Annotated in this window: 18 protein-coding genes, 1 riboswitch and 1 other annotated feature; of the genes, 16 read left to right on the top strand and 2 right to left on the bottom strand. The window is 37.0% G+C overall.

Annotated elements, in window-relative coordinates; genetic code table 11:
• Positions 1-77 precede the first annotated feature (77 nt).
• A complete protein-coding gene (locus tag IGJ04_RS04895) occupies positions 78-1,310 on the bottom strand; it encodes an SPFH domain-containing protein (protein WP_002356656.1) in 1,233 nt (410 codons plus the stop codon).
• A 207-nt stretch (positions 1,311-1,517) separates the two neighbouring features.
• Between IGJ04_RS04895 and pbp4 the strand changes: the two genes are divergently transcribed.
• The 7 genes from pbp4 to IGJ04_RS04860 all read left to right on the top strand — a co-directional run bounded on the left by pbp4 (position 1,518) and on the right by IGJ04_RS04860 (position 9,102).
• A complete protein-coding gene (gene pbp4, locus IGJ04_RS04890) occupies positions 1,518-3,560 on the top strand; it encodes a penicillin-binding protein PBP4(5) (protein WP_002400876.1) in 2,043 nt (680 codons plus the stop codon).
• Positions 3,561-3,675: 115 nt separating this feature from the next.
• The gene (tsaB, locus tag IGJ04_RS04885; protein WP_002362637.1) at positions 3,676-4,395 is read left to right on the top strand and encodes a tRNA (adenosine(37)-N6)-threonylcarbamoyltransferase complex dimerization subunit type 1 TsaB; all 720 of its coding nucleotides are present in this window, start codon (positions 3,676-3,678) and stop codon (positions 4,393-4,395) included.
• The gene (rimI, locus tag IGJ04_RS04880; protein WP_002387121.1) at positions 4,367-4,921 is read left to right on the top strand and encodes a ribosomal protein S18-alanine N-acetyltransferase; all 555 of its coding nucleotides are present in this window, start codon (positions 4,367-4,369) and stop codon (positions 4,919-4,921) included. The genes tsaB and rimI (IGJ04_RS04880) overlap by 29 nt, the downstream gene beginning before the upstream one ends.
• A gap of 7 nt (positions 4,922-4,928) precedes the next feature.
• Positions 4,929-5,393 carry a ribosomal protein S18-alanine N-acetyltransferase gene (gene rimI / locus IGJ04_RS04875; RefSeq protein WP_202531158.1) on the top strand — a complete coding sequence of 155 codons (465 nt, stop codon included), beginning with the start codon at positions 4,929-4,931 and terminating at the stop codon, positions 5,391-5,393.
• Complete coding sequence (gene tsaD, locus IGJ04_RS04870; protein ID WP_002374298.1) at positions 5,390-6,436, top strand: tRNA (adenosine(37)-N6)-threonylcarbamoyltransferase complex transferase subunit TsaD; 1,047 nt, start codon at positions 5,390-5,392, stop codon at positions 6,434-6,436. The genes rimI (IGJ04_RS04875) and tsaD overlap by 4 nt, the downstream gene beginning before the upstream one ends.
• 42 nt (positions 6,437-6,478) lie before the next feature.
• Positions 6,479-6,682, top strand: a binding site (T-box leader).
• 72 nt (positions 6,683-6,754) lie between these two features.
• A complete protein-coding gene (argS, locus tag IGJ04_RS04865) occupies positions 6,755-8,446 on the top strand; it encodes an arginine--tRNA ligase (protein WP_002367081.1) in 1,692 nt (563 codons plus the stop codon).
• 155 nt (positions 8,447-8,601) lie between these two features.
• Positions 8,602-9,102: an HD domain-containing protein gene (locus IGJ04_RS04860; protein ID WP_002356666.1), complete on the top strand. Its 501-nt coding sequence runs from the start codon at positions 8,602-8,604 to the stop codon at positions 9,100-9,102.
• Between the two features lie 80 nt (positions 9,103-9,182).
• On the opposite strand, the gene IGJ04_RS04855 is transcribed toward IGJ04_RS04860, so the two are convergent.
• Positions 9,183-9,515: a helix-turn-helix domain-containing protein gene (locus IGJ04_RS04855; RefSeq protein WP_016618386.1), complete on the bottom strand. Its 333-nt coding sequence runs from the start codon at positions 9,513-9,515 to the stop codon at positions 9,183-9,185.
• Positions 9,516-9,693: 178 nt separating this feature from the next.
• On the opposite strand from IGJ04_RS04855, the gene IGJ04_RS04850 reads away from it, so the two are divergent.
• The 9 genes from IGJ04_RS04850 (at position 9,694) to IGJ04_RS04810 (ending at position 21,143) form a co-directional block, all read left to right on the top strand.
• Positions 9,694-9,972, top strand: a complete 279-nt coding sequence (locus IGJ04_RS04850) for a hypothetical protein (RefSeq protein WP_010707303.1) — start codon at positions 9,694-9,696, stop codon at positions 9,970-9,972.
• Positions 9,956-14,206 (top strand): SpaA isopeptide-forming pilin-related protein, encoded by a 4,251-nt coding sequence (locus IGJ04_RS04845; protein WP_104674523.1) that lies wholly within the window; start codon positions 9,956-9,958, stop codon positions 14,204-14,206. Before IGJ04_RS04850 ends, IGJ04_RS04845 begins: the two co-directional genes overlap by 17 nt.
• Before the next feature lie 28 nt (positions 14,207-14,234).
• The gene (locus tag IGJ04_RS04840; protein WP_002400869.1) at positions 14,235-14,378 is read left to right on the top strand and encodes a hypothetical protein; all 144 of its coding nucleotides are present in this window, start codon (positions 14,235-14,237) and stop codon (positions 14,376-14,378) included.
• The gene (locus tag IGJ04_RS04835) at positions 14,375-15,469 is read left to right on the top strand and encodes a glycosyltransferase family 2 protein (protein WP_438839993.1); all 1,095 of its coding nucleotides are present in this window, start codon (positions 14,375-14,377) and stop codon (positions 15,467-15,469) included. The genes IGJ04_RS04840 and IGJ04_RS04835 overlap by 4 nt, the downstream gene beginning before the upstream one ends.
• Before the next feature lie 205 nt (positions 15,470-15,674).
• A riboswitch (Fluoride riboswitch) is annotated at positions 15,675-15,744 on the top strand.
• A 76-nt stretch (positions 15,745-15,820) separates the two neighbouring features.
• Complete coding sequence (locus tag IGJ04_RS04830) at positions 15,821-17,086, top strand: voltage-gated chloride channel family protein (protein WP_064687312.1); 1,266 nt, start codon at positions 15,821-15,823, stop codon at positions 17,084-17,086.
• A gap of 49 nt (positions 17,087-17,135) precedes the next feature.
• Complete coding sequence (locus tag IGJ04_RS04825) at positions 17,136-17,414, top strand: UPF0223 family protein (protein ID WP_070415964.1); 279 nt, start codon at positions 17,136-17,138, stop codon at positions 17,412-17,414.
• A complete protein-coding gene (locus IGJ04_RS04820) occupies positions 17,415-18,197 on the top strand; it encodes an inositol monophosphatase family protein (protein ID WP_002384205.1) in 783 nt (260 codons plus the stop codon). It abuts the gene before it with no gap.
• Positions 18,198-18,417: 220 nt separating this feature from the next.
• The gene (gene typA / locus IGJ04_RS04815; RefSeq protein WP_002356682.1) at positions 18,418-20,253 is read left to right on the top strand and encodes a translational GTPase TypA; all 1,836 of its coding nucleotides are present in this window, start codon (positions 18,418-18,420) and stop codon (positions 20,251-20,253) included.
• A gap of 74 nt (positions 20,254-20,327) precedes the next feature.
• Entirely contained in the window at positions 20,328-21,143 is an 816-nt protein-coding gene (locus IGJ04_RS04810) for a glycerophosphodiester phosphodiesterase family protein (protein WP_002400865.1), read from the top strand.
• Positions 21,144-21,176: the final 33 nt, after the last annotated feature.

The following is a 21,176-nucleotide window of genomic DNA, read 5'->3' as shown; positions in this document are numbered from 1 at the left end:
GTAAATAACAGGAATCTGATTCAAAGAAAAAGGGTAGACTTGTGCCTGACCCTTTTCTTTAATTGTTCACTACTTGCTTATAAAGGAACCCCTTGGAATGGTTTACCACAATGTGGACAGAACTTAGGAATACCATTACTTAAGTCAACAATTTCGCTACATTCACTACATTTCATTTCTAATTTTGGTTTTTCGTTTGTTGGTTTTGGTGTACCACAGTTTGAGCAAAACTTCCCAGTGTTTTCAGTCCCACATTGTGGGCAAGTCCAAGTGTCTGTAGCCCCTTGTGCGTTTTGCTGGTTTTGTTTTTCTTGCATTTGTTGTTGGTTTGTTTGAGACGCTTGCGCAAAGTAGTTGCCATTCGCATTCATGCCCATACCAACGCCCATAAAGCCGCTCATAGCGCCACCTTCATTTTTACCAGCAGCCTCCATACCACGAGCCAAGGAACCTTGAACATAGCCTTCGCGAACACCTGGATCGCTGAGCATAGCTCCTTCATTTCGCATGTTGATTAATTTTGTTGAATCATCTGTATAAGAAATGCTCGCAACTGCTACAGAAACAATTTCCATGCCGCGATTGGTGCGCCAATCCTCATCAAGTGCAGTTTGCATATATTTGCTTAATTCAACACTTTTTGAGGGAACATAAGAAATACGTTGCCCATCAGCAGACATTTGATTGATTGCTGCTTGCAATGCTGTAATGAACTCTGCCAAATATTGTTCATTAATATCATTAATATCTACTTGCGTTTGATTTTTAGGAATCGCATTAGTATAAAATAGTAAAGGATCTGTAATTTTAATTGAGTAATTTCCGTGTGCACGTAAGAAAAGTTCGGCATTATAAAAATTATCAAAATAGTTTAATGGCGCAGGTGTTCCAAATTTAATGCCTTTAATTTCTTGCAAGTTAATATAAAAAACTTGTTGTTTTTGTGGAGTTACGCCACCAAATTTGAAACGACTGAAGGTCTCTGCAATCGCATCTTTTAAAGAACCGTTAAACATTGAAGGCGCAGAATCATTTTTGACTGTATAATAGCCTTCTTCAGCAGTGTAATCGATGATTTTGCCCCCATCGACAAGAAGCATCATCATGTTGGGATAGACATGTACAACAGAACCATCTGTTAAAACATCGTCCGTTCCTTTACGATTAGAACCACGTTTATCATCTTTACGCACAAAAACACCTTTTGTCATGACGGTTGTGTCCCCCATATTATCAGGTTCAATAACCTCTAGCCATTGATCGGCCAAGCCACCGCCAACTGAACTTGTTGCTGCTTTAATAAGTCCCATGTTCATTCCTCCTAATAAAAAACTAATTGTTACAGCTAGTATACCACACAATGAATGCAGAGAAATCCAACGAAAGCCTGATGAAATGGAAAAAATTGATCAAACTTTATTAAGAAATTAAAAAAAGTATAGGTGAAACACAAGCATTTTAAAAAAAGTTACGTATAATAGAAGAAAAGACATATTATATAGTTAGGGGATTATTGAATGGAACGAAGCAATCGTAATAAAAAATCTTCAAAAAAACCACTTATTCTTGGTGTTTCTGCCTTGGTTCTAATCGCTGCTGCCGGTGGCGGGTATTATGCTTATAGTCAATGGCAAGCCAAACAAGAATTAGCCGAAGCGAAGAAAACAGCTACTACATTTTTAAACGTATTGACAAAACAGAAATTTGATAAGTTACCGTCCGTTGTTCAAGAAGCTAGCTTAAAGAAAAATGGCTATGATACTAAATCTGTTGTTGAAAAATACCAAGCAATTTATTCAGGGATTCAAGCAGAAGGAGTCAAAGCTAGTGATGTTCAAGTCAAAAAAGCGAAAGACAATCAATACACATTTACCTATAAATTATCGATGAGTACCCCTTTAGGCGAAATGAAAGATTTGTCTTATCAATCAAGTATCGCCAAAAAAGGCGATACCTACCAAATCGCTTGGAAGCCGTCTTTAATTTTTCCAGATATGTCAGGAAATGATAAAATTTCGATTCAAGTAGATAATGCCAAACGTGGAGAAATTGTCGATCGTAATGGTAGTGGGCTAGCAATTAACAAAGTGTTTGACGAAGTGGGCGTAGTGCCTGGCAAACTCGGTTCTGGCGCAGAAAAAACAGCCAATATCAAAGCTTTTAGTGATAAGTTCGGCGTTTCTGTTGATGAAATCAATCAAAAGTTAAGCCAAGGGTGGGTCCAAGCAGACTCCTTTGTACCAATCACAGTCGCTTCTGAACCAGTGACAGAATTACCAACAGGGGCTGCGACAAAAGATACAGAGTCACGTTATTATCCGCTGGGGGAAGCAGCTGCGCAATTAATCGGGTATACAGGCACCATTACTGCAGAAGATATTAAAAAAAATCCAGAGTTAAGTAGTACGGGCGTAATTGGTAAAACTGGCTTAGAACGAGCGTTTGATAAAGAATTAAGAGGGCAAGATGGTGGCTCACTAGTTATTTTAGATGACAAAGAGAATGTCAAAAAAGCTTTACAAACCAAAGAGAAAAAAGATGGTCAAACGATTAAATTAACGATTGACAGTGGCGTACAACAACAAGCCTTCGCTATATTTGACAAACGCCCTGGTAGTGCGGTCATTACCGATCCTCAAAAAGGCGATTTATTAGCAACGGTTAGTTCACCTTCGTATGATCCTAATAAAATGGCCAATGGTATTTCTCAAAAAGAATATGATGCTTACAATAACAACAAAGATTTACCATTCACAGCACGTTTTGCGACAGGCTATGCACCAGGTTCTACCTTTAAAACAATTACCGGTGCCATTGGTTTAGATGCAGGGACATTGAAGCCAGATGAAGAGCTAGAAATTAATGGCTTGAAATGGCAAAAAGATAAATCTTGGGGCGGCTATTTTGCAACACGTGTAAAAGAAGCAAGTCCAGTCAATCTGCGTACCGCTTTAGTTAATTCAGATAATATTTATTTTGCCCAACAAACATTACGTATGGGGGAAGACAAATTTAGAGCGGGTCTTAATAAATTCATTTTCGGTGAGGAACTAGATTTACCAATTGCCATGACGCCTGCTCAAATTTCAAATGAAGATAAATTTAATTCTGAAATTCTTTTGGCAGATACGGGCTACGGCCAAGGCCAATTGTTAATTTCGCCAATCCAGCAAGCTACCATGTATAGTGTTTTCCAAAATAATGGGACATTAGTCTATCCAAAACTAGTTTTAGACAAAGAAACGAAGAAAAAAGACAATGTAATCAGCGCCAACGCAGCGAATACAATTGCCACAGATCTTTTAGGTAGTGTGGAAGATCCTTCAGGTTATGTTTATAATATGTACAATCCGAACTTCTCATTGGCTGCCAAAACAGGAACAGCTGAAATAAAAGATAAACAAGATACAGATGGCAAAGAAAACAGTTTCCTTCTAACGTTAGATCGTAGTAACAATAAATTCTTAACAATGATTATGGTTGAAAATTCAGGAGAAAATGGTTCTGCAACAGATATCAGTAAACCATTAATTGATTACTTAGAAGCAACCATTAAATAAAAAGAGAAAATGAACGAAACGAGGTTTCTGTAAAAAGAAACCTCGTTTTCCCTTTTTAGAAAAAGGAAAGTGTGCTACAATGAAGCGACTAAATTGTAGAAGGAAAGGGATTCGTGTGCGAATTTTAGCAATAGATACATCTAACCAAACATTGAGTATTGCTGTGTGTGAAAATCAAAAAATTCTGGGAAGTTATACAGCAACGGTTAAAAGAAATCATAGCTTAACATTAATGCCGGCAATTGACTATTTGATGAGTCAATTGAACTTGGCGCCAACGGCAATTGATCGTTTTGTCGTAGCAGAAGGACCTGGATCATACACTGGTTTACGTTTAGGCGTGACGACTGCCAAAACATTGGCCTATACTTTAAAGAAAGAGCTAGTAGGCATTTCCAGTCTACAAACGTTAGCTGCCAATTGTGTTGGACAAACCGGTTTAGTTGTGCCTCTTTTTGATGCGCGTCGTAAAAACGTCTATGCTGGTGCTTATCGGTTTGTCGATGGCGTGTGGCAAAATGAGTTACCGGACCAACATATTTCCCTGCGGGAGTTATTAGAACAACTAAAAAATGAACCAAATCTTTTTTTTGTTGGTGAAGATGTTGAAAAATTCACTGAAGAAATAGCTCAAATCATTCCTCATGGGGAAATTTGTGATGTCCCGCAATGGCAAATTCCTAATGCCGCAGTTTTGGCTGCGTTAGGCAGTGTGGCTGAACCTGTTGAAAATGTTCATGGGTTCTTACCTGCGTATTTGAAAAAAGTAGAAGCGGAAGAAAATTGGTTGAAGACACACACGCCTAATGGAGAAAGCTATGTGGAAAAACTTTAATTTTGTGACAAAATACTTTACAAAAAGACGGCAACGGTATATAACTAAAACCATTGCAATGAACCAGCAAGAATTTCAATTGCGTGAAATCACCTACCAAGATATTAAGGATTTACTAGCAATTGAACGTGAAGTTTACGCTGGGGAACTTCCTTGGACGATGTCTGCTTTCATGGCAGAACTTGGCTCAAAAGCGCCGCATCTCTATTTGTTAGCGGCAATTAACGGAAAAACAGTTGGCTTTATTGGTTGTCGGATTCAAGGAACGGATGCACACATTACGAATGTCGCTGTCCATACAGCATACCAAGGCTTAGGTTTAGGTCGTTCTTTAATAGAAGAAACGCGAATTTTTGCCAAGAAAAATCGTTGTGAAACCTTATCGCTAGAAGTACGAATGAGTAATGTTAAAGCCCAACGTTTATATCGAAAAATTGGCTTTGTCTCACAGACGGTGAAAAAAGGCTATTATGACGAAAATAATGAAGACGCACTAGAAATGATAATTGATTTAAAAGAAGAGTGAAGAAAAAATGTTAGTAACAAAAAAAGAAATATCTGTAGCAAATATTGGTGAAGAATTATGGCATTTTAGTAATTCTTCTTATACAACTGGCTCCCCTTGGACAGAAACACAATTCGCGGAAGATTTTGCTCAGGAAAATAGCGAATATCTTTTTTTAGTTGAAAATGGCCAGTGGTTAGGTTATATTGCCTATCATTTTATTTTAGATGAAGCAGAAATTAGTCACGTTGTTGTGAATGGTCAGAAACAACACCAAGGAATTGGTTGTCAATTAATGAAAGCTTTTAAAGAATATGTTAAAAGTCGTGACATTACACAAATTTTCTTAGAGGTCAGAGAATCGAATACACTAGCTCAAAAACTTTATGAGAAAACAGGTTTTCGGAAAGTAGCTGTTCGAAAAAATTATTATAAAGAACCTCAAGAAAATGCCTTTGTAATGTGTGCGAAATTAAGGAAGGAAGCCCAATGACAATTTTTACAAAAGAACGTAAATTATTATTAGCTGTGGAAAGTAGCTGTGATGAAACAAGTGTGGCTGTCATTGAAGATGGCGACAAAATTCTTTCCAATATCGTAGCTTCGCAAATTAAGAGCCATCAACGTTTTGGTGGAGTCGTTCCGGAAGTTGCGAGCCGTCATCATGTTGAACAAGTGACGATCTGTATTGAAGAAGCATTAACAGAAGCAAAAGTCACACCAGAAGAGCTTAGTGGCGTTGCTGTGACCTATGGGCCTGGGTTAGTTGGTGCTTTATTAATAGGACTTTCTGCAGCAAAAGCATTTGCTTGGGCGCACCAATTACCACTTATTCCAGTCAATCATATGGCTGGGCACATTTATGCTGCCCGTTTTGTGGCACCGCTCGAATTTCCATTGATGGCCTTACTCGTTAGTGGAGGACATACGGAATTGGTCTACATGAAAGAAGATGGCTCTTTCGAAATTGTTGGTGAAACACGTGATGATGCAGCTGGTGAAGCGTATGATAAAGTCGGACGTGTGTTAGGGTTGCCTTATCCTAGTGGCAAAGAGATTGATGCTTTGGCCCATGAAGGCACAGATACCTATCAATTTCCACGGGCGATGCTAAAAGAGGATAACTATGACTTTAGCTTTAGTGGTTTGAAAAGTGCGTTTATTAACACGGTTCATAATGCAGAGCAACGTGGTGAAGTACTGTCTACAAAGGATTTAGCCGCAAGTTTTCAGGCGAGTGTGGTAGAAGTATTAGTGACTAAAACCATTCGTGCTTGTCAAGAATATCCTGTTAAACAATTGCTAATTGCTGGGGGCGTTGCTGCGAATCAAGGATTACGAGAAGCAATGAGACATGCAATCAGTGAACAATTACCAGAAGTGACATTACTTATTCCGCCATTAAAACTTTGTGGGGATAACGCGGCGATGATTGGCGCTGCCGCCTTTATCGAAGCTGAAAAGAATCACTTTGCTTCGTATAACTTAAATGCAGAACCTGGCGTTAGTTTTATGACAATTAGTGAAGAAGGCTAGCCAGCTAGACAAAAATTTGCTATAATGAAGCCAGTTTAACAATGACATTCGATGATAAAGAGAGTACTTATTTCAACGTCAGCTTAGCGATCTTGGGAAGGTGGGAGCCAAGAGTGATCGGAATGAGGAAGCGCACTTTTAGAATTCTGCTGAAAGCAGACGGCAATCACCGTTATCGATGAAGCAGGTCTATCCAAGTAGTATAGACAATTAGAGTGGTACCGCGGGTAAATTCTCGTCTCTGACAAAACAAATCATTTTGTTTTGTCAGAGACGTTTTTGTTTTTTTATACTTACAAATTAATCAGGAGGGTTCTTATGAACAACAAAGAAATCGTAGCAAAAGCGTTACATGATGTTTTAAATGAAGAATTAACGATGGATCAAATCGAACAATTATTGGAAAATCCTAAATCTGTTGATCATGGAGATGTTGCTTTTCCAGCCTTTTCATTAGCTAAAATTTATCGTAAAGCACCACAACAAATTGCAGCAGAATTAGCAGAAAAAATTGATGGCACAAATTTTGAAAAAATTGAAGTGGTAGGACCTTATTTAAACTTTTTCATGAATAAAGAAGCAGTCAGTCAAGCTGTCATTGGCGCAGTAGTCAAAGAAAAAAACAACTACGGAAACAGTACCTTTGGCAATAATGGCAATGTTCCTATTGATATGTCTTCACCAAACATTGCTAAACCAATTTCTATGGGGCACTTACGTTCTACGGTAATCGGGAATTCAATTGCCTTTATTTTAGAAAAAATTGGGTATCAGCCAATTCGGATTAACCACTTAGGTGACTGGGGTACACAGTTTGGTAAGTTAATTGTAGCTTATAAAAAATGGGGTTCTGAAGAAGCAGTCCGCCAACAACCAATTAATGAATTATTGCGCTTATATGTGCAATTTCATGAAGAAGCAGAAGAAAAACCAGAATTAGAAGACGAAGCACGTGCTTGGTTTAAAAAATTAGAAGAAGGAGACCAAGAAGCCAATGAATTATGGAAATGGTTCCGTAGCGAGTCTCTAAAAGAATTTGATAAAATCTATTCCATGTTAGAAGTTGAATTTGATTCTTATAATGGCGAAGCCTTTTATAATGATAAAATGGATGAAATTGTTACTTTATTAGAAGAAAAACATTTATTAACAGAAAATCAAGGTGCAGAAATTGTTGATTTGACAGAATATAATTTAAATCCAGCACTTATTCGTAAATCAGATGGTGCGACCTTATATATCACACGGGATTTAGCTGCTGCGCTTTACCGTAAACGGACGTATGATTTTGCCAAATCACTTTATGTAGTCGGCAACGAACAAAGCAATCACTTCAAACAATTAAAAGCAGTCTTGAAAGAACTAGGATTTGACTGGTCAGATGATATGGAACACATTCCGTTTGGTTTAATTACTCAAGGCGGTAAAAAATTATCCACACGTAAAGGGAAAATTGTTTTATTAGAAGAAGTATTGAATGAAGCTGTTACTTTAGCAGGAAATCAAATTAACGAGAAAAATCCAGACTTAGCAAATCGTGAAGAAGTGGCGAAACAAGTTGGTGTAGGTGCAGTTATTTTCCATGACCTTAAAAATGATCGTCTAAATAATTTCGATTTTGTATTAGATGAAGTTGTTCGTTTTGAAGGCGAAACTGGCCCATATGTTCAATATACACATGCTCGTGCGATGAGTATTTTACGTAAAGCAAACTTTACACCAGACGCTACACAACGTTATGCACTAAATGACAAGGATAGCTGGGAAGTCGTGAAGTTGTTACAAAAATTCCCTGAAACTGTGATGCAAGCTGCTGAAAAATATGAACCATCTGTTATTGCGAAACATAGCATTCATTTAGCACAAGCGTTCAATAAATATTATGCCCATGTTCGGATTTTGGATGAAGATGCTCAAAAAGAGGCACGCTTAGCGTTAGTTTATGCAGTAGCTACTGTTTTAAAAGAAGATTTACGTTTACTAGGATTACATGCACCAGAAGAAATGTAGAAGTTTTTGTGAAAATTTTACTGCGTTGAACGCTAAACTTATTAAGCAAATATTAAAGTTAAGTTACAGATTGAGAAATTCATAGTAATTAAATAGCTGGGGTGCTATACTCGAGTCAAGTTATAAAAGGATTAGAAAAGGTGGCACCCAATTATATGACAGAAAAATGGCGTGAAGACGAAGAATATCTTTCTTATGTAGAAGATTTATTAGCAACCGAAGAAGTCCAAAAATTAGCAGAATACACACAACATATGCATTCAACTCGTTTAGAACATTCAATTAGTGTTTCCTATCATAGCTATAAATTAGCAAAGCGTTGGAACGGCAATGCTCGTGCAACAGCTCGTGCTGGTTTATTGCATGATTTGTTTTACTATGATTGGCGCACAACAAAGTTTGACGAAGGCTCTCATGCCTATGTTCATCCACGAATTGCAGCCAAAAATGCTGAAAAAATTACAGAGTTGTCTGATTTAGAACGAGACATTATTATTAAACATATGTGGGGCGCAACTATTGCACCACCAAAATACAAAGAAAGTTACATTGTAACCTTTGTTGACAAATATTGTGCTGTCAAAGAAGCAGCGTTGCCGATGACGACAGCCATGAAAACCAAATGGCGTCAGTATTTTGGCCAACAGTCAATCTAAAAAAAGCTTATCCGGAAGGATAAGCTTTTTTTGTTTGACGTTGACTAAAAAGTCTAACATTCATCTATTTAAAATAAATATTAAAAGTAATTTTGTTCTGTTAATTTCTTTTGAGCATATCGATAGACTGCTTCTTGATTTTCAGTTGTCAATTGTTTGTAAACATTCATAATATTGGTCGGGACAACAAGTGGCGTTTCTTCCGTTTCAGGAATACCTAAGATTTCAAGAGGTGATACATCTAAAACTTTAGATAAGGCGACAATTTTATCCCTCCCCATATTTTCAATCATTCCAGTTTCCCATTTCCTGACGGTACTTTTTCCAACACCAACAAAATTTCCAACTTGTTCTAATGTAAGATTTTTCTCCATCCGTTTTTGCTTCAAAAAATTTTCTTTCAAAAAAACCACCTCCGTAAAAACATTCTAGCACAAAAAGTGTCGCAAAAGAAACATGTTTTTTTGAAAGTAGATATAACAAATATAACAAAAAAGTTATTTGATTTTAATGATATTGACGTTTTTTTCACAAAATGATATAATTTCTGTGTCTTATTAGACACGAAGGGTGGAAAAGGGGGAGAGTAAAATGGAATCAAATTTAATTCACTCAAAATTGAGAATGAAAGGAAAAAATGTTGAATGGTTGGCAAATGAAATGACTGCATACGGGCAGCCCGTATCCGCTTCAACGATTTACAAAAAATTAAAAGGAGAAGTTGTTTTCAAAGCAGCGGATATTAAATTGATTTCACAGTTGTTGGATTTGAAGAATGAAGAAATTATGACTATTTTTTTTAGTGAATTAGTGTCTAAAAAGACACATATTGATGTTGAAAGGATTGTGATGAATGAAAAAAATTATTAATAAGTTATTTTCGCTTTGTTTAATTATTTTTATTATTTTAGGATCTAATACAAGTATTATTTCTTATGCGATAGATAATGAAAGTGGACCGCAAATTCGGTCTGTATCTGTGGAGTATCCAGAAAATAAGACGGAAATTGTTGCGACAAAAGATTGGGCAACTGTTTCCTTGGCGTTATCAATTTCCGAATTAGCAATTGGAGAGACGATTACATTAAGAATGGATAGCGAAAAATATTCCTATTCAATGACACCTTTTGAAATCAGTGATGGGCTTCGAGTGACTCCAAATGATGATGGAACTTGGACGATTAAAGCGTTGCAAAATATTGTAGACTATTCAGCTGATTTAGAATTAAAATTACGATATAACCAAAATTTGTCAGAAAATTTTGAAGATAAAGTGACTTTTACTTTTGGAGATTCACAAAAAGTTGCAATGATTAACATTGGGCAATATGTTGAGAAAGTTCCAGAAACTGAGCTCGTTCGGAAAGTTCCTTTAGGTTTTACGCCAGAAGGAAGAGTTGCTTGGGTCATCTATTTTAACTATAACCAAGCAGGACTTTCAGGTTCAGAAAAAACAACCTTTAAATTTTTAGATAATGTAGGTCCAAACCAAACATTAGCTGTTGACAGTATTGCCGCGTATCTCACCAAGCAGCCTATTTTAGAAGTAAATGGTGAAATGATTCGGAATTTAGAGCATGATGAATACAGTTACGATGCTAGTCAATTTTTCCAAAAACATGCTTCTAAAAGCGGACTTAATTATGAAGCGGAGAAATTTGAAGGAATACCAACGGCTACGGGCAGTTATCTTTCTAACAAAAACGCCTATTATATTTATTTAGAAACAATTCCAAATGAAAATATTCCAAGTGATGCCTTACTATCAAATTACACCTATATGCGTATTTCTAATGAGGGATTCGATGCTTGGGAAGATGAAGACATCGCTTATATCACTGCGGATGAAAATAGTGGAGGAACAGGTCAAGGTGGTGTTATTTTAGAAAAAATAGACGCAGAGACAGCTGAAGTTCTGCAAGGCGCTATTTTCAAACTTGTGAATAAAAAAACACAACAAGTTATTCAAGAGAATTTAAGGACCAATCAATCTGGACAAATCCGTTTAGCTGGTTTAGAACCTGATCAATATGAATTAATTGAGGTTAAAGCACCACCCGGCTATAAATTAGATGCAACGCCAGTATCATTTGAAATTAAATCAGGCCAAACTCAGACGATTCGTCTGAAAAAAGAAAATACACGTTTAGAAAATCAATTAAAAGTAGAAAAAGTAGATGAAAATAATGAGGCGAAGCGTTTAGCGGGTGCTGAATTTTCGTTGTATGACCAAAAAAATAATCTAATAGAAAAAGGTGTCACGAATGAAAATGGCGAGCTGTTATTTTCAAATTTATCACCTGATGGAGAATATTATTTAGTTGAAACGAAGGCACCTAATGGCTATGAATTAGACGATACTAAACATCCTATTTCATTTGCTGGAAAAGCCGACTACACTTTAACATATCGGGTGAAGAATAAGCAGCAAGTACAAATTGGTTCCATCAAAATTGTTAAACAAGATAAAGACAGTAAAAAACGTTTAACAGGCGCAGAATTTCAGTGGAAAGATACGGTGACAGGAAAAACAGGAACAGTGACAGTTGGAATCGATGGAACCATCACAATTCCCAATTTAGCAGTCAATCGTACGTATGAAATCACAGAAACGAAAGCACCCACAGGTTATGTACTAGACAAAACCGTGCATAAAGTCACTTTAACAACTGCACAAGCCAATAAAGTAGTGACTGTAACTGTTGACAATGTAGCGCAAAAAGGGTCTATCAAAATTGTTAAACAAGACAAAGACAGTAAAAAACGTTTAACAGGCGCAGAATTTCAGTGGAAAGATACGGTGACAGGAAAAACAGGAACAGTGACAGTTGGAACCGATGGAACGGTCACAATTCCCAACTTATCCGTCAATCGTACGTATGAAATCACAGAAACGAAAGCACCCACAGGTTATGTACTAGACAAAACCGTGCATAAAGTCACTTTAACAACTGCACAGGCAAATAAAGTAGTGACAGTAATCATTGAAAATACAGCGCAAAAAGGTAGTCTAGCAATAATCAAAGTAGACAAAGATTCAAGAAAACGTCTAGCAGGTGCAGAGTTCAAATGGCGTGATACGGTGACGGGAAAAGAAGGAACAGTTGTAGCCGACAAAAATGGACAAGCACTGATAACAGATTTGCCAGTCAATCGTGTATACGAAATTACGGAAATTAAAGCACCAAACGGCTATATCTTAAATAACAAGACTTACCGAGTTACCCTAACGACTAATTTTGCAGATAAAATTGGTTATTATACCATTGAAAATACAGCGCAAGAAGGTAGTCTAGCAATAATCAAAGTAGACAAAGATTCAAGAAAACGTCTAGCAGGTGCAGAGTTCAAATGGCGTGATACGGTGACAGGAAAAGAAGGAACAGTTGTAGCTGACAAAAACGGACAAGCCCTGATAACGAATTTGCCAGTCAATCGTGTATACGAAATTACAGAAATTAAAGCACCAAACGGCTATATCTTAAATAACAAGACTTACCGAGTTACCCTAACGACTAATTTTGCTGACAAGATTGGTTATTATACCATTGAAAATGTTGCGCTACGTGGCAATTTAAAATTAATTAAACAAGATAGTTATTCAAAACAACGTTTAGCAGGTGCACAATTTAGATGGCGTGACACAGTGAACGGGAATACAGGCGTAGTAACTGCTAATGCTAATGGTGAAGCAACTTTATATAATTTTTCCGTCAACCGGATTTATGAAATTACAGAAATAAAAGCACCAAATGGTTATATACTTGACAAAACGGTGCATAGAGTTCTTTTACCTTCGAATTATGCTGGCAAAACCTACACGTTTACCAAAAATAATCAAGCACAAAAAGGCGCCATCAAAATTGTTAAGCAAGATGGATATACGAAACAACGTTTAGCAGGCGCACAATTTAAATTCCGAGACACAACCAATAATTATACTGCAACGTTTACAGCGAATAGGAACGGTGAAGTACTGATTACTGGATTAGCCGGTGATCGTATCTATGAGATTACAGAAATCAAAGCGCCGAATGGCTATATCATAGATAGACGTGTTCATAAAGTTGATTTACGTGGACAAGGTGGTAAAACCTATACATTAGTCTTAAATAATCAAGCACAAAAAAGTGCCATCAAAATTATTAAGCAAGATGGATATACGAAACAACGTTTAGCAGGCGCACAATTTAAATTCCGAGACACAACCAATAATTATACTGCAACGTTTACAGCGAATAGGAACGGTGAAGTACTGATTACTGGATTAGCCGGTGATCGTATCTATGAGATCACAGAAATTAAAGCACCAAACGGCTATACCATAGATAGACGTGTTCATAAAGTTGATTTACGTGGACAAGGTGGTAAAACCTATACACTAGTCTTGAATAATACATCACAACAGGGCGCTATCAAAATTATTAAGCAAGATACGGATACAAAACAACGTTTAGCAGGCGCAAAATTTAGATTCCGCGATACCACCAATAACTATACGGCAACATTTACAGCAAATGGAAATGGTGAAGTACTGATTCCAGGATTATCGTCAGATCGTATTTATGAAATCACCGAGATTCAAGCGCCAACTGGGTATGCGTTGGATAGTAGGGTCCATCGGATTGACTTACGAGGCCAAGGCGCAAAAACGTATACGTTAGTGTTAAACAATAAAGCAAACTATGGTGCTATTAAAATTATTAAACAAGATGTTGAAACAAAAGTACGTTTAGCAGGCGCTGTTTTTGAATGGAAAGATACAACTAACGGCTATACACAAAGAGTGACAACTGGGGGAGATGGTACAGTTACTATCAGTGGACTATCCGTAAACCGAGTGTATGAAATTAGAGAAGTTCAAGCGCCAGCTGGTTATTCACGAAATACTACGCCAACACGTGTCAGTCTGATGCAAAATCATGCGGGGCAAACAATTGCAATTGTTCGAGAAAATCGCAGAATACCAGTTTATAATCCACCGCCACCAACAGTTTGGCCCTATGTGCCACCCATCACTAACTATAATCCACCTGTGTACTATAATCCGCCAAGATATTATTATGGGGGATGTGTCATGGTTATCGTGGTGGTGTGTTGGTAAAAAACAAATAGAGAGAAAGGAGTATCTAATGAGTCAATCCGCTTTACCGAAACTTGGGGTAATTTCAACGGGCGCCCTTTTCGTGACTGATTTAATTGGTGTTATTCTAGTTTCAATTGTCACTGCCTACATTCTATATCGTTATTTTTTGAAAAGAGGACAAATTACATGATTTATTTGTATCAGTTATACAAAGTAATTATGTTCATTTTCTTAACCTATTTATTTACAAGTTTATTTCTCAGTTTTCGAACAAGAAAAAAAACAAGAAGAGAAGTCGAAGTAGCAGAAGAATTTTTCTGCTACTTTCTTGTACCGTGTGTAAACGAGGAGAAAGTCATCGGAGAAACATTAAAAAAACTGGTTGCTTTACCAATTAAGAAAAAAATAATTGCGATTGATGATGGATCAACGGACCAAACCAAAGCAATGATGGACAGTATTGCTGGTCCAATCCAAGTTCTGTCTCGTCAATTTCCTAATGCGCAACAAGGCAAAGGCGCCGCTTTGAACCATGCTTTCCAAATTGTATTAGCAGATGCAGAAAAAAAAGACTACTCACGAAATCAAATATTGGTGGGAGTAGTGGATGCAGATGGTTTTTTTAGTGAGAATATTATCAATGAACTAACTGCTGTTTTCGCAGATACAACAGTCTGTGCTGCGCAAACAAGAATCAAAATGAAAGATGTTACAAGTTTTATGTTTATTGCACAAGATGTTGAGTTTTTTACGATTAATAATTTTATTCAAAAGGCACGTCGGGCAACAAAAACCATCGGACTTGGTGGCAATGGTCAGTTTTTTCGGTTATCAATGATTACCGAACACTTAGGTTATCAGCCTTGGGGAAATGCTTTATTGGATGACTATGAGTTAACCATTAAATTAATGCTGAAAGAGTTATCGATTGCTTATATTGACGAGGCCTTTATGGCTCAAGAAGCACTGAGAGATGTGAAACGTTTTATTCGGCAACGAAGCCGTTGGGTTCAAGGGAATTTAGATTGTCTAGCGTATTTACCCAGGGTGATTAAATCAAAGTCATTAACGCTAAGGCAGAAGTGCGGCATCTATTATTTTTTAGCGCAACCCTTTATTAATCTCGTCGCAGGAATCCTCGTTTTTGTTTTAACTGGGCTTCAACTTCAACACTTGTATAGGTTAGGTTTTTCGTTATCTCTAGGTATTAGTTTTGCTTTGGCTGTCAGTATTTCGCTAGTTTTCGGCATTTTTTTACAATCAACTATTATCGCGAGTTGAAAAATTTTCAATTAGAAGTACCGGCAAAATTGGGGCTAATTAGTTTACCTTTTACTATTTCCTACATGTACTTAATTTTATTCGTTAGTGTGGTAATGGCTTATTATCGGTTTATTAAAGGGAATAGCACGTGGATAAAAACGGAACGCAATTGATTTTTTATTGCACTTTCCAGAGTTGCGTGGTATTATTTTTAATAGTTTAATAGCAACATGGTGATGGTGTTCACCACGAACTATTTATCGGACGAATAAATTAATGACGCCTACCAAACGGGAGAAGTGTACCCTTTGGTAGGCTTTTTCTGTACGCTAGGATTGGCGATAAGAAAATTGTAAAGGAGCATGTAAAGTGAAAAAAGAAACAAAGCAACTACTATCAATCGGCGGTTATATGGCAAAATGGTTGCTCATTACCGCAATTATTGGTTTATTTATGGGGGCGTTATCCGCCTTTTTCTTAAAGAGTCTCACTTATGTAACAGATGTTCGTTTAGCAAATCCTTGGTTACTCTTTATCCTCCCCATTAGCGGTGTCGTTTTTACGTATTTCTATACGCGTTTTGGGAAAAATGCTAGCCGAGGAAATAACTTAGTGATTGAACAAGGCAATGGCGGGGAAGAAGATATTCCCTTGCGCTTAATTCCTTTAACATTGTTTGGCACGATTACTACGCACTTATTTGGTGGTTCTGTTGGTCGTGAAGGGACGGCGGTGCAAATGGGGGGCGCAATCGCAAATGCTGTAGGAAAAGTCTTTAAACTGTCCGCTTTGGAACGACAAGTAATTATTATTAGCGGAATTAGTGCAGGTTTTAGTTCTGTTTTTGGCACACCATTAGCGGGAACGGTTTTCGGATTAGAAGTTTTGGCGATTGGAAAAGTTCGTGCAGAGGCACTTTTCCCAAGTTTTTTTGCAGGCTTATTTGCTAATTTTGTGACTGAAAGTTTTGGTGTAACACATACGCATTATCCGATGGGCAAAATTCCGACTTGGTCGGTTGATCTATTTGTAAAATTATTTTTGGCATCGATTTGTTTTGGTTTGGCAGGTTGGGTTTTTAGTCGTTCCATTGTCTTTTTAAAAAAGACCTACGCAAATTGGTTTGCTAATGTCTACCTTCGTGCGTTTCTTGGGGCGTCCATTGTCGTTCTGTTTGTGCTCGTCTTAAACAACCAGCGTTATTTAGGCTTGAGTTTACCTTTATTAGAAGATGCTTTTGCAGGCAATGCGCAGCCTTTTGATTTTGTTGGGAAATTATTCTTTACGGTGTTATCCCTGGGTGCTGGGTTCCAAGGAGGGGAAGTAACGCCATTGTTTGAAATTGGGGCTACGTTAGGTAGTTCTTTGGCCCCTTTGTTACATCTATCAATTCCTTTTTTAGCAGGTTTAGGATTTATTGGTGTTTTTTCTGGCGCCACGAATACGCCGATTGCTTGTTTCATTATGGGCATTGAACTATTTGGTAGTGAAGCGGCAGTCTATTTTTTCATGGTCTGCTTAATCAGTTTTATGTGTTCTGGAAATAGTGGTATTTATGCTTCACAACAAAGTTTGTATCGCAAAGGAACAGCAGAATATCCTCTCTTTACTGCATTAAAAAATCGACGTAAATAAGATGTTTTTTTACGAAAATATGCTAAACTAGAGAAGATGAGGTGAAGACATGAAAGACTATCAATATCCATTAGATTTAGATTGGACGACAGAAGAAATGGTGATTGTCACTAATATGTGGACAGCAGTTGAGCAAGCCAACGAAACAGGCTTGCCTGTTGACAAATTTTTAACAACCTATCAACAATTTAAAACGGTCGTTAAAAGTATCGGCGAAGAAAAACGCTTAGGTCGTGAATTTGAAAGTGCTTCAGGATATTCGTTATATCGTACGCTTCAACAAGCTAAAAAACAGGGAAGCGGTAAATTAAAGCTGGGGGATGATTAGATGACTGAAACGCAAAAATTTGTTCAAACAATTCAAAGTTGGCTTTTTGAAGCAGCCGATGTGATTCGAATGAACTTGGAATCAGAGTTAACCGTTCAACAGAAAAATGGCCGCACCGATTTAGTGACAAATATGGATGAACAAACCCAAGAATTTTTAATGAATAAAATTCAAACAAATTTTCCCGAAGATCAAATTTTAGGGGAAGAAAAAGGCTACAATACTTTAAAAAGTTTTGCTGGTCGCGTGTGGATCATCGATCCGATTGATGGCACAATGAATTTCGTGATGGAAAGAGAAAATTTTTGTATTATGTTAGCTGTTTATGAAGACGGCATTGGTAAATTAGGTTTTATCTATGATGTGATGCGAGAAGAACTTTATTGGGGTGGCAAAGGGCTTGGCGTTTATCGGAATAATCAATTATTAAAAGCGCCTACTATGAAAGCCTTGGCAGATGGATTATGGGGCATGAATGCTTACATGCATGGAAAAAATATTCATCACGCAACGGAAATCGGACAAGCAAGCATGGGCGTGCGTATTAGCGGTTGTGCAGGTTTGGAAATTATTGCTATGTTAAAAGGCAACCATCATGGCTATTTATCTAATCTAAGTCCTTGGGATTATGCAGCTGGCTTAGTACTTTTGGAAGAATTTGGGTTTAAATACTCTGGTATTACAGGAAAACCATTAACTTTTACGGGTCGTGAATACTTTATTGCAGCAACTCCTGAAACCTATGATGAAGTATTTACCCGATATTTAAATGAATCGGAATAATCAAAGAAGAGCGTTGCTGAAAGGTAAGGCTCTTCCTCTTTTAAAAGAGAAAAATTTGTAAAAAAATGTCCTTGTTTTCAGAAAAAGCCGAATAATTTCTAAAACTTTCATTATTTTTGCAGGCGAAAGCCTTTTTTTAATGAAAAAAGTTTGCTATAATAAGCAGTCGGCTTTTATGGACTTAAGTAACATAAGCGTATATAGATAAGGAGCAATTAAATTGAAATACAGAGATGATATTCGTAACGTGGCAATTATCGCCCACGTTGACCATGGTAAAACAACCTTAGTAGATGAACTTTTAAAACAATCTGACACTTTAGATGGACACACACAATTACAAGAACGTGCAATGGATTCCAATGCACTTGAAAGTGAACGTGGAATTACTATCTTAGCAAAAAATACAGCCGTAGATTATAACGGTACACGTATCAACATTCTAGATACACCAGGACACGCGGACTTCGGTGGTGAAGTAGAACGTATCATGAAAATGGTAGACGGTGTTGTTTTAGTTGTCGATGCGTATGAAGGAACAATGCCTCAAACACGTTTCGTATTGAAAAAAGCATTAGAACAAAAAGTAACACCAATCGTGGTTGTTAATAAAATTGACAAACCTTCTGCTCGTCCTGAACACGTAGTAGATGAAGTTTTAGAGTTATTCATCGAATTAGGCGCAGACGACGATCAATTAGATTTCCCAGTTGTTTATGCTTCTGCTTTAAACGGAACTTCAAGTGAATCAGATGATCCAGCAGATCAAGAGCCAACAATGGCCCCAATTTTTGATAAAATTATTGAACATGTGCCAGCTCCAGTTGACAATTCAGACGAACCACTTCAATTCCAAGTCTCATTACTAGACTACAACGATTACGTTGGACGTATTGGGATTGGCCGTGTGTTCCGTGGCACAATGAAAGTCGGCGACCAAGTTGCGTTGATGAAATTAGATGGCAGCGTGAAAAATTTCCGTGTAACGAAAATTTTAGGTTTCTTTGGCTTACAACGTGTGGAAATTGATGAAGCAAAAGCGGGTGATTTAATTGCCGTTTCTGGAATGGAAGACATTTTCGTTGGGGAAACAGTTGTAGATGTTCACAATCAAGAAGCATTACCAATTCTACACATTGATGAGCCAACCTTACAAATGACTTTCTTAGTTAACAATTCTCCATTTGCGGGACGTGAAGGAAAATACATTACCGCTCGTAAAATCGAAGAACGTTTAATGGCTGAGTTACAAACAGACGTATCTTTACGTGTTGATCCAATTGGCCCAGATTCTTGGACTGTATCAGGCCGCGGCGAATTGCATTTATCAATTTTAATTGAAAACATGCGTCGTGAAGGCTATGAATTACAAGTTTCTCGTCCAGAAGTTATTGAACGTGAAATTGATGGGGTTAAATGTGAACCATTTGAACGTGTTCAAATTGACACACCTGAAGAATACATGGGTAGCGTGATTGAATCCCTAAGTTTACGTAAAGGCGAAATGCAAGATATGATTAATGCCGGTAACGGACAAATGCGTTTAATCTTCTTGGCACCAGCTCGTGGCTTAATTGGTTATTCAACAGAATTCTTATCAATGACTCGTGGTTATGGTATTATGAACCACACCTTCGATCAATACTTACCAATGATTCAAGGAACGATTGGTGGCCGTCATCAAGGAGCGCTAGTTTCAATCGATACTGGTAAAGCAACGACTTACTCAATCATGAGTATTGAAGAACGTGGTACAGTTTTCGTTGAACCAACGACAGAAGTTTACGAAGGAATGATTGTTGGGGAAAACAACCGCGACAACGATTTAACTGTGAACATCACAAAAGCTAAACAAATGACTAACGTTCGTTCGGCAACGAAAGACCAAACATCAGTCATCAAAAAACCGAAAAAATTAACGTTAGAAGAATCATTAGAATTCTTGAATGAAGATGAATACTGTGAAGTAACACCAGAAAGCATCCGTTTAAGAAAACAAATTCTTAACAAAAACGAACGCGAAAAAGCAAGCAAGAAAAAGAAAAAAGCTGAATAATTTTTTTGAAAAGTACAAAATGCCAATGGCTATTGTACTTTTTCTTTTAATAAGTAAGGGAGTTGTGTGGATAAGTGAATAAAATCGCAAAATCTCTGATAGTAGGGGTATTTCTATTAACTGGGTGTGCTAATAGTTCTGTTGAACGTTTATTACCTAAAAACCAGACACAAATTATAGCTCATCGTGGAGATCATAATAAAGCTCCAGAAAATACTGTTGAAGCAATTAATGAAGCAGCTAACCAGAATTATAATGGTGTAGAAATTGATGTTCGTAGCAATAAAGATGGTCAATTATATTTAATGCATGACAATACATTGGATAGAACAACGAATGGACAGGGAAAATCAGAAAAATTTACCATGAAACAATTAAAAAAATTAAGTATAAAAACGGCTAGTTATCCTAAATATGAAAACACATCAATAAAAATTCCAACGTTTGAAGAAGCAATTGAAGCAGCTGCAAATAATGGATTGATGGTTAATGTTGATGGATCTAAAGGAAACTGGTTAGATGGACACTTTGTTAAAAATGTTATGGACATCTTAAAAAAATATGAAATTTATGATCGAAGCTTTTTTGTGATTAGTGATGAGCCAAGTCGGAATTTTGTGATTCAAAAGTATCCAGATGCTACTGTCTCATGGTTATGTGATAAAAAAGAAGATATTCCTAAAGAGATAAAAAAAATTAAATCATATAAAAACGCATTATTATCTGTCGCTAATGATATTGCGGATGAAGCGGTCATTGAGAAACTCAATGTTTCTGGAATTCGTTATCAAGTATACGGTGTTCAAACTTCAGAGCGATATCAAGAATTGAAAAAAATGAAAGTACCTTTAATTGAAACAGATAAAGTTGTACCAGATAAAGCTGAATAATTTTTCGACAAATAAACATTTAAACCAACTATG

Origin of the sequence: Enterococcus sp. AZ050 (assembly GCF_051715085.1) — a bacterium.
Classification (GTDB): Bacteria; Bacillota; Bacilli; order Lactobacillales; family Enterococcaceae; genus Enterococcus; species Enterococcus faecalis.
This window is presented reverse-complemented; position numbering and strand designations above follow the sequence as displayed.

Coding starts and splice junctions, on each gene's coding strand:
- IGJ04_RS04850 (WP_010707303.1), top strand. CDS start 9,694: ATGGAATCAAATTTAATTCACTCAAAATTGAGAATGAAAGGAAAAAAT.
- IGJ04_RS04835 (WP_438839993.1), top strand. CDS start 14,375: ATGATTTATTTGTATCAGTTATACAAAGTAATTATGTTCATTTTCTTA.
- argS (WP_002367081.1), top strand. CDS start 6,755: ATGAACAACAAAGAAATCGTAGCAAAAGCGTTACATGATGTTTTAAAT.
- pbp4 (WP_002400876.1), top strand. CDS start 1,518: ATGGAACGAAGCAATCGTAATAAAAAATCTTCAAAAAAACCACTTATT.
- IGJ04_RS04845 (WP_104674523.1), top strand. CDS start 9,956: ATGAAAAAAATTATTAATAAGTTATTTTCGCTTTGTTTAATTATTTTT.
- IGJ04_RS04840 (WP_002400869.1), top strand. CDS start 14,235: ATGAGTCAATCCGCTTTACCGAAACTTGGGGTAATTTCAACGGGCGCC.
- IGJ04_RS04860 (WP_002356666.1), top strand. CDS start 8,602: ATGACAGAAAAATGGCGTGAAGACGAAGAATATCTTTCTTATGTAGAA.
- IGJ04_RS04895 (WP_002356656.1), bottom strand. CDS start 1,310: ATGGGACTTATTAAAGCAGCAACAAGTTCAGTTGGCGGTGGCTTGGCC.
- IGJ04_RS04820 (WP_002384205.1), top strand. CDS start 17,415: ATGACTGAAACGCAAAAATTTGTTCAAACAATTCAAAGTTGGCTTTTT.
- tsaD (WP_002374298.1), top strand. CDS start 5,390: ATGACAATTTTTACAAAAGAACGTAAATTATTATTAGCTGTGGAAAGT.
- rimI (WP_202531158.1), top strand. CDS start 4,929: ATGTTAGTAACAAAAAAAGAAATATCTGTAGCAAATATTGGTGAAGAA.
- rimI (WP_002387121.1), top strand. CDS start 4,367: ATGGAGAAAGCTATGTGGAAAAACTTTAATTTTGTGACAAAATACTTT.
- IGJ04_RS04825 (WP_070415964.1), top strand. CDS start 17,136: ATGAAAGACTATCAATATCCATTAGATTTAGATTGGACGACAGAAGAA.